The sequence below is a fragment of the Methanospirillum sp. genome, assembly GCF_035406105.1.
In the GTDB taxonomy this organism is placed as follows: domain Archaea; phylum Halobacteriota; class Methanomicrobia; order Methanomicrobiales; family Methanospirillaceae; genus Methanospirillum.
Genome location: NZ_DAONKG010000157.1, coordinates 1 through 5929, shown reverse-complemented (window position 1 = coordinate 5929; position 5929 = coordinate 1). Strand labels below are relative to the sequence as shown.

Genomic DNA, 5929 nt, shown 5'->3' with positions numbered 1-5929 from the left:
ACCGGCACTCTCCGGTAACCGTGTCTGCAAAAGCTGACGGGAGGTGGTCCGGTACCCGGCAAGAGTTGCTTCACATACCGATCGTACACCCTGAGCCGGTGCTGTCACCCCATACCGGACTGAAACAGGTGCCGGGGGAGAAATGTCGCCCAGAGATTTTTGGGTATCCTCATCCGGTCCGGCCGGAGCGGTAAGAAGGTCCGCATCCTCAAGTGCTCTCCTGACCGTCCGGACAAGCAGGTCAAGGACCGTCCGTTCGGCCGAGAACCTGACCTCACGCTTGGTCGGGTGAATATTCGCATCAACCCAGGCGGGAGGAAGATCAAGCATCAGGACTGCAACCGGCCAGACATTACCGGGTATCAGGGATCCATACGCCCGTTTGACAGCAGAGATCATAGCAGGAGACTGGACAAGCCGACCGTTTACGGCAATAAGAAACCGCTGCCGATTCTGTTTCACCAGTTTTGGGAGCGAAACAAGGCCGGTTATACGAATGCTGCTATCCTCTCCCATGACAGGAATCATCATCCCGGCATCAGCAGGATAGAGAGCCCGGAAAATAGCAGAAAGGTCTGAACCCCCGTGGGTTGAAAACTTCTCACTGCCATTTACAAGGTACCGGAAGGTGATCCCCGGATAGAGGCAGGCAAATGATTCCAGCAGAGAAGTGACATGGGCAACCTCGGTCTGCAGACTTTTTAAAAACTTTCTTCGTGCCGGTGTGTTGAAAAATATCTCTTCAACCGTGATCGATGTCCCGCCAGGAGCACCGGTCTCAGTGCATTCAATGACTTCACCCCCGGTAATCCGGAACAGAACTGCCACATCAGACTCTTTTGGCCTGGTCACCATCGTCACATAGGAGACGGCCGCGATACTTGCAAGGGCCTCACCCCGAAACCCAAGGGTCCGGCATGACAGCAGATCATCACCGGTCCTGATCTTACTCGTGGCATGGGGGAGAAAGGCAAGAGCGACCTGATCAGCAGGGATACCAATCCCGTCATCGGTAATACGGATACGGGATATCATCCCGTGGGAGGTCACAAGTTCCACCGTGATCCGCGATGATGACGCGTCGATTGCGTTCTCGATCAGTTCCTTGACGATGGAAACCGGACGATCCACCACCTCTCCCGCTGCAATCAGATGGACGGTGGATTCATCAAGGACCCGGATAACCTGATTGGGGCAAGTCATATCTTTCGTGCCTTCTCCTGCATATCTGCAAGAATAGTCAGAGCCTGCACCGGGGTAATCTCATTCACCTGAATTGAGAGCAGTTCTTCCCGGAGTGGATCAGGCCCTGATGATATGGCTGGGCCGGCATCAAGGAGAATCATCTGCGTGTACCGCCTGACACCCCCGCCAATCTGTTCCTCGCCACTCATAATCCGTCTCATCAACTCCTCTGATCTGGCAACAACCGAATCTGGGACACCGGCAAGCCGGGCAACGTGGATACCATAGCTCCGGTCTGTCGCACCAGGAACCAGTTTTCGAAGAAATATGACATCCCTGTCGGTCTCTTTCACTGCAAAATGACAGTTCCTGACACGCCTTAATTCAGATTCTATCCCGACAATCTCATGGAAATGGGTTGCAAAAAGACAGCGCGGGCCTTTTGATCGTTTCCCATGAAGATGTTCCAGGACTGCCTTTGCAATACAGAACCCGTCAAGGGTACTGGTCCCCCTCCCGATCTCATCCAGAATGACAAGACTTCTCTCCGTCGCATGGTTCAGGATGGTTGCAAGCTCCATCATCTCGACCATAAAGGTACTTTGTACGGAGGCCAGATCATCAAACGCCCCGACCCGTGTGAATATCCGGTCAACAATTCCAACCCGTGCATACGTGGCCGGGACATAACTGCCCATCTGGGCAAGAATAACAATTAAGGCCACACTTCGCATGTAAGTGGATTTTCCGGCCATATTAGCACCGGTTATGATCAGGATCTGATCTGATCCTGCAGAGAGTTCTGCATCATTTGGGACAAAACTACCATCAAGACTGTTTTCAACAACCGGATGACGCCCCTCACGGATAAGCAGGGTTGGTTCATCCACCAGTTCCGGACGAACATACCGGTGTTTGAGGGCTCCTTCAGCAAGTCCTGCATAGAGGTCAATCTTTCCAATTGCATGGGCGATCTCCTGAAGGACCGGGACCTCCCTGCCGGCTGTATCCAGGATCTCCTTAAATATCTCCTCTTCAAGTCCGAGCAGCCGCTCATCAGCTGTCGCAATCTGTGACTCCATCTCACGAAGAGCAGGGATTGTGTACCGCTCCCCATTTGCGGTTGTCTGACGGCGCTCATAATCATCAGGAACATTCGCAAGATTGGCCTTTGTTATCTCGATATAATACCCAAAAACCGCATTGTATTTTATTTTCAGGGATTTGATCCCGGTCCGTTCCTTCTCCTGCTGCTCAAGATCTGCAATCCACTGTTTCCCGTTTCGTGAAATACTCCGGAGATGATCCAGCTCTTCATGATACCCGTCCCGAATCACTCCTCCTTTTCTGATCAGGGCAGGCGGATCCTCAATAATGGCACTTTTTATGAGACTGGCAAGCGGGGTGATGTCGCGGATACCGGAGATTGCATCGGTCAGTTCCTGTGGAACGTCATGCTCATGTGAGAAGAGGGTCTTTAGCCCTTCCACCGTATCTGCCGCAGTCGCCAGGGTCACGAGGTCACGGGGGCTCGCATTCCCGTAACTAATCCTGCCAGCTATCCGTTCAAGATCCGGAAACCGGTGTATCCGGGCCCTGACCTCTTGCCTGACTGCTGACCGATCAATAAAATAGGTTACGGCATCAAGCCGGCGGTTGATAGCGTCCGGATCGAGAAGGGGTGCTGCTATTCTTCTCCGGAGTAGTCGCCGTCCCATCGGGGTCAGGGTCATGTCAATGGTCGCGGCAAGGGTCCCTTCTTCGGTCCGATCCCTGATGTTCTGCAAAACCTCCAGGTTTCTCAGGGTGACTGCATCAAGGACCAGATGTGATTTGAAATCTGACCGGTGAAGAGACCTGATATGGGGTAATTGGGAAAACTGTGTCTTTTGGGCATACGCAAGGGCGGCCCCTGCAGCACAGGTTCCTGCCGGAAAGCCTGCGCAGGGGAGATCTTTTGGATCAGGTATACCAAACTGCCGGCAAAGGACCTCTTCCGCCGGGGTTGGGCTGAACAATGAGGGATCCTGGGGTGAGACCAGAGGAATAACAGGATGTAAAAGCCTGATCAGATCTTCACCAGACCCAGCCGGGAGGATGCATTCTGACGGGTGATATCGTGCTGCTTCTGACCGGATTCCATCTTCGATGTCCTGGGCGGGGATCTCGGTAAACTGAAAGTCACCGGTGGAAATATCAATAAAAGAGAGACCAACCCGTTTCTTTTTCAGATCAGGGTACACCGCCATCAGATACCTGGCCTGTTCGGTTGAGAGGAGCGCTGCATCGATGACGGTTCCCGGAGTGACTACCCTGACAACCGCACGTTTCACAATCCCTTTCGCCTTTTTCGGGTCCTCTACCTGTTCACAGATGGCAACCTTGTACCCTTTGCTGATCATACGGGACAGGTAGGTATCCACGGCATGGTACGGGACTCCGGCAAGCGGGATGTCCTGACCGTCAGGCATCCGGCCCCGTGATGTCAGGGTGATATCGAGCTCTCTGGCACAGATCCGGGCATCCTCACAGAAGGTCTCATAAAAATCACCCATCCGGAAGAAGATGACACAGTCCGGATACTGCTGTTTTGCATCGTAAAACTGCTGCATCGCCGGCGTAATCTTCCCCGGTTTTTCTGCATATTCCTTCTGCCCGTTCATGGACGGGGATGCCGGATCACTCATGGCTGGTACACGTTTCGCAAAGAAAGGCCAAAATGCTAACCTCGTACCACCATGAACCTGTCCTGTTTCAGGAGTATATATGAATAAAACGCAGAAGAGCCAAAATAATGATAGTATTAAGCGTATATATACCAGAAACTCTTCTATGAAAGCTGCAATCATCGGCGCTTCCGGATACACCGGTGGCGAACTGATCCGACTGATGCAATCGCACCCTCATGTGACCATTGATGTCGCAACATCCCGGCAGCTGGCAGGCAGACCAGTAACTTCACAGCATCCCCATCTTACGGGATTCTGTAATCTTACCTTTGAAAACCCGGAGATATCGAAACTTGACACAGATATCGCATTCCTGGCAGTCCCGCATACCGCAGCCATGGCATATGTCCCAGACCTGCTGGACCGAGGGATAAAAATAATCGATCTCTCGGCAGATTACCGGCTTCCGAAAGCAGTCTTTGAAGAGGTCTACGGAACCCCCCATACCGCATGGAGAGAGGTTCCGTACGGGCTGTGTGAACTACACCGGGATGCCTGCAGACATGCACCCTTTGTCTCAAATCCCGGCTGTTTCCCGACCGGGGCAACCCTGGCTGCAGCTCCCCTTGCAGACCGGGCACATACTATCATCTATGACTCAAAAACCGGTGTATCAGGTGCAGGAGACAGCCCGTCTGCAACCACTCACTTCCCGAATGTCGGGGATAATCTGACGGCGTATAAATGGACATCTCACCGGCATCTTGCCGAGATGAGGCAGGAACTGGCATCCCTTGGATCCAGGGCCAGGTGTTATTTTACGCCCCACCTTCTTCCGGTGAACCGGGGTATTTTGACCACCGCCCATATCCTGCTTGACGAGCCAGTTGAGCAGAAAGAGGTTGAGCGGTTATACATGGACTATTATAAAAATGAACCCTTTGTGAGATACCAGCGTCCCTCCCTGAATGCCGTCAGGGGATCGAACTTCTGCGATGTGATGGTTGAGGCATCGGAGAACCGGGTTGTTGCGGTCTCAGTGATTGACAATCTGGTAAAGGGAGCAAGTGGTCAGGCTATCCAGAATATGAACCTGATGTGTGGATGGGATGAGACACTCGGGCTGATGAACCCGGGAATGCTTCCCTGAATAACCAGAGAGGGTAATATATGATCGTTCGTGATGCAATGACCAGAGATCCGGTAACCTGTCAGGCAGGAGACTCCATTGCCGATGTTGCTGGGATCATGCGTAGCAGAAAGATAGGTGGCATTCCCATCCTTGAAGGGGATACACTCGTTGGTATTGTCACCGAGACTGATATCATCAGACTCCTCATGACCAAAGGGCCGTCTGATGACCTCTGGCTCCCGTCACCGCTTGAGATCATCGAACTGCCGGTCAGGGAGTTTATCAACTGGGAACATACGAAAAAAGCCCTGACCGATATCAGACAGATGAAAATAGCGGATATTATGAGCAGACCGGTGATCACCATCTCACCCTATGATGACATCGAGACTGCAGCTCAGCGGATGCTGGAGAAGAAGATTGATCGGCTCTGTGTGACAGAACAGAACCGTCTTGTTGGCATAATCACCCGTGAGGACATTGTCTGGTCCCTTGCAGGTGGGAAGGAAGGATAAGATGCAGTCAATTTGTGCAATCGAAGGAGTAAAGGCAGCAGGCATTAAAGAGGGAAAGTTCGGCCTTGCACTTATCGAGGCAGAGGGAACCGCTGCTGCTGCATTTACCATGAATAAGGCATGTGCAGCGCCCATAATCCTTATGCGTGAACGGATAAAAAAGGGGTATCTGACCGCCACCATAACCAACAGCGGGTGTGCGAATGCCCTGACCGGAAAGCAGGGGATATCAGATGCCATGGAGATGGCAGCAATCGCCGGTGAGTATCTTGGTGTGGAGCCGGAGACCGTCGGGGTTGCAAGCACGGGGGTCATCAGCCGGTATCTGAACCTGCCCCTGATCCGGGATCAGTGCTCACGGATAGCACCTGCGCTGGCCCGTAGTTCTGATGCCGAGCGTGCAGCAGCACGGGCTATCATGACCACCG

General features: G+C 52.8%; 5 protein-coding genes. 3 read left to right on the top strand and 2 right to left on the bottom strand.

The window, feature by feature from the left end; translation table 11 throughout:
* Both mutL and mutS read right to left on the bottom strand, forming a co-directional pair.
* A partial coding sequence (gene mutL, locus PLA23_RS09645) for a DNA mismatch repair endonuclease MutL (RefSeq protein ID WP_324475024.1) occupies window positions 1-1203 on the bottom strand: 1203 nt, incomplete at its 3' end.
* Window positions 1200-3872 carry a DNA mismatch repair protein MutS gene (gene mutS, locus PLA23_RS09640; protein ID WP_324475023.1) on the bottom strand — a complete coding sequence of 891 codons (2673 nt, stop codon included), beginning with the start codon at window positions 3870-3872 and terminating at the stop codon, window positions 1200-1202. The genes mutS and mutL, both read right to left, overlap by 4 nt.
* Before the next feature lie 145 nt (window positions 3873-4017).
* Here mutS and argC point away from each other — a divergent pair, with 145 nt between their 5' ends.
* From argC to PLA23_RS09625, 3 genes are all read left to right on the top strand, one after another.
* Complete coding sequence (argC, locus tag PLA23_RS09635; protein ID WP_324475022.1) at window positions 4018-5004, top strand: N-acetyl-gamma-glutamyl-phosphate reductase; 987 nt, start codon at window positions 4018-4020, stop codon at window positions 5002-5004.
* A gap of 20 nt (window positions 5005-5024) precedes the next feature.
* Window positions 5025-5501 carry a CBS domain-containing protein gene (locus PLA23_RS09630; RefSeq protein ID WP_324332149.1) on the top strand — a complete coding sequence of 159 codons (477 nt, stop codon included), beginning with the start codon at window positions 5025-5027 and terminating at the stop codon, window positions 5499-5501.
* A gap of 1 nt (window position 5502) precedes the next feature.
* A partial coding sequence (locus PLA23_RS09625) for a bifunctional ornithine acetyltransferase/N-acetylglutamate synthase (RefSeq protein WP_324475020.1) occupies window positions 5503-5929 on the top strand: 427 nt, incomplete at its 3' end.

Excerpts from the sequence above, each read along its gene's own strand:
- argC (WP_324475022.1), top strand. The coding sequence starts at position 4,018 with ATGAAAGCTGCAATCATCGGCGCTTCCGGATACACCGGTGGCGAACTG.
- mutS (WP_324475023.1), bottom strand. The coding sequence starts at position 3,872 with ATGAGTGATCCGGCATCCCCGTCCATGAACGGGCAGAAGGAATATGCA.
- PLA23_RS09630 (WP_324332149.1), top strand. The coding sequence starts at position 5,025 with ATGATCGTTCGTGATGCAATGACCAGAGATCCGGTAACCTGTCAGGCA.